This window comes from Mesorhizobium sp. M5C.F.Ca.IN.020.32.2.1, from assembly GCF_004023105.1.
Taxonomy (GTDB): Bacteria; Pseudomonadota; Alphaproteobacteria; order Rhizobiales; family Rhizobiaceae; genus Mesorhizobium; species Mesorhizobium wenxiniae.
Genome location: NZ_RZSX01000928.1, coordinates 1 through 2,352, shown reverse-complemented (window position 1 = coordinate 2,352; position 2,352 = coordinate 1). Strand labels below are relative to the sequence as shown.

At 62.0% G+C, this 2,352-nt stretch carries 3 protein-coding genes and 1 pseudogene; all 4 read right to left on the bottom strand.

Annotation, left to right across the window (positions count from 1 at the left end; translation table 11 throughout):
• On the bottom strand, nucleotides 1-312 hold a 312-nt coding region (locus tag EOA86_RS31020; RefSeq protein ID WP_128345099.1), incomplete at its 3' end, for an SDR family NAD(P)-dependent oxidoreductase.
• Nucleotides 309-1,313: an ABC transporter ATP-binding protein gene (locus EOA86_RS31015; RefSeq protein ID WP_065011647.1), complete on the bottom strand. Its 1,005-nt coding sequence runs from the start codon at nucleotides 1,311-1,313 to the stop codon at nucleotides 309-311. The genes EOA86_RS31015 and EOA86_RS31020, both read right to left, overlap by 4 nt.
• Nucleotides 1,314-1,363: 50 nt before the next feature.
• Nucleotides 1,364-2,188 (bottom strand): carbohydrate ABC transporter permease, encoded by an 825-nt coding sequence (locus tag EOA86_RS31010; protein ID WP_023801521.1) that lies wholly within the window; start codon nucleotides 2,186-2,188, stop codon nucleotides 1,364-1,366.
• A gap of 11 nt (nucleotides 2,189-2,199) precedes the next feature.
• Nucleotides 2,200-2,352 (bottom strand): annotated as a pseudogene (locus EOA86_RS31005) (sugar ABC transporter permease); the annotation flags it as partial.

Genomic DNA, 2,352 nt, shown 5'->3' with positions numbered 1-2,352 from the left:
GTCGTAGCTCGCCTTGCTGATCTCGACGATCGGCGCCAGGTCGAACAGAGCGGCGTTGTTGATCAGAATATCCAGCCGGTCGGCCCTTGTCTCGACCGCCTTGACCGCCGCCTCGATCGAAGCGAGGTCGGTGACGTCCAGTTTCACGGCGTAAGCGTTGCCGCCGATCTCCGAAGCGGTCTTTTCGGCGGCTTCGAGATTGATGTCGCCGATGGCGACCATGGCGCCCTCGCGGACATAGGCTTCGGCGAACGCCCTGCCGATGCCGCGCGCCGACCCGGTGATCAGCGCCGATTTACCCTTCAGCCTCATTGCATCATCGCCTTTCCATCGGCGCCGAAGCGGTGCAGCTTGGTCTTGTCCGGCGTCAGATAGATCGTGTCGCCGTGATGGGCGGCCAGTTCGCCGTCGGCGCGCACCGTCAGCGGTCCGACACCGTCGGCCTGCACGTGCAAAAGCGTGTCGGAGCCGAGATGCTCGGCGACGCCGACCGTGGCTTTCCATTCGCCTGAAGTCTTCGAGATGTTCATATGCTCGGGACGGATGCCGACGGTCTTGGCGCCATGTTTGGCCGCCGGCGCGCCTTCGATCAGGTTCATCTTGGGCGAACCGATGAAGCCGGCGACGAACAGGTTCTTCGGCGTCTTGTAGAGCTCCATCGGCGAGCCGACCTGTTCGATGTTGCCGGCATTGAGCACGACGATCTTGTCGGCCATGGTCATCGCCTCGACCTGGTCGTGGGTGACGTAGATCATCGTCGTCTTGAGCTGATGATGCAGCTCGCTGATCTCCAGCCGCATGGTGCCGCGCAGTGCTGCGTCGAGGTTGGACAAAGGTTCGTCGAACAGGAAAGCCGATGGCTGCCGTACGATGGCGCGGCCGATGGCGACGCGCTGGCGCTGACCGCCGGAGAGCTGGCCGGGGCGGCGATCGAGATAGTTGGTGAGGTTCAGGATGCGCGCCGCGTCCTTCACCTTCCGATCGATGGTCGCCTGGTCCTCTCCCGCCATCTTCAGCGGGAAGGCGATGTTCTTGGCCACCGTCATGTGCGGGTAGAGCGCATAGGACTGGAACACCATGGCCAGCTTGCGCTTGGCTGGCGCCTCGCCGGTGACGTCGCGGCCGTCGATGTTGATGGTGCCGGCGGTGGTATCCTCCAACCCGGCGATCAGTCGCAGCAGCGTGGACTTGCCGCAGCCTGACGGGCCGACGAAGACGACGAACTCGCCGTTCTCGATGACCAGGTCGATGCCCGGAATGATGATCGTCGACCCGAACGACTTGGAGACGTGCTTGAGCGTGATGTTTCCCATGGTTTCCTCCCCGAGGGGTTATTTTTCGCCAGATGCTTCGAGCAACGTCGCTACTTCACGGCACCAAATGTCAGGCCGCGCACCAGCTGCTTCTGGCTGAACCAGCCCATGATCAGGATCGGCGCGATCGCCAGCGTCGAGGCCGCCGACAGCTTGGCCCAGAACAACCCTTGAGGGCTTGAGAAGGAACTGATGAAGGCGGTGAGCGGGGCGGCCTCGGTGGTGGTCAGCCGGATCGTCCAGAACGCCTCGTTCCATGCCAGGATGATGTTGAGCAGCATTGTCGAGGCGATGCCCGGCACAGCCATCGGCGTCAGCACATAGACGATCTCGTTCCAGAGCGATGCGCCATCCATGCGCGCCGCTTCCAGGATCTCGCCCGGGATTTCGCGGAAGTAGGTGTAGAGCATCCACACCACGATCGGCAGGTTGATCAGCATCAGCATGATCATCAGACCGATGCGGCTGTCGAGCAATCCGGTATCGCGGAAGATCAGGTAGATCGGGAACAGCACGGCAACGGCCGGCATCATCTTGGTGGAAAGCATCCACATCAGGATGTCCTTGGTCCACTTGCCCGGCGAGAACGCCATCGACCATGCCGCCGGTATGGCGACGAGCAAAGCCAGGATAGTCGAGCCGACCGACAGGAACACGGAGTTGAGAAAGAACTTGAAGTAGCCGCTCTGCGCCTCCACCGCGGTATAGCTCTCCGTGGTTCCCGACGGAAACAGGTTGAAGCCCTGGATGGCCTCCTGCTCCGACTTGAACGAGGTGATGATCGTGTAGAGGATCGGGAAGAAGATCAGCAGGGCGACGATCCAGGCGGCCGCGGTCGCAATCGTCTTGTGTTGGGTGCTGACTGCACGTGCCATCGTTTCCTCCCTTATTTGTCCAGGTTCTTGCCGACCGCGCGCATGGCGAAGAAGGCGACGATGTTGGCGAGAATGACGGCGAGGATGCCGCCGGCGGATGCCTGGCCGATTTTGAACTCCAGCAACGCCTTCTGGTAGACGAGGAAGGGCAGGTTGGTGGAGGC

Excerpts from the sequence above, each read along its gene's own strand:
- EOA86_RS31015 (WP_065011647.1), bottom strand. The coding sequence starts at position 1,313 with ATGGGAAACATCACGCTCAAGCACGTCTCCAAGTCGTTCGGGTCGACG.
- EOA86_RS31010 (WP_023801521.1), bottom strand. The coding sequence starts at position 2,188 with ATGGCACGTGCAGTCAGCACCCAACACAAGACGATTGCGACCGCGGCC.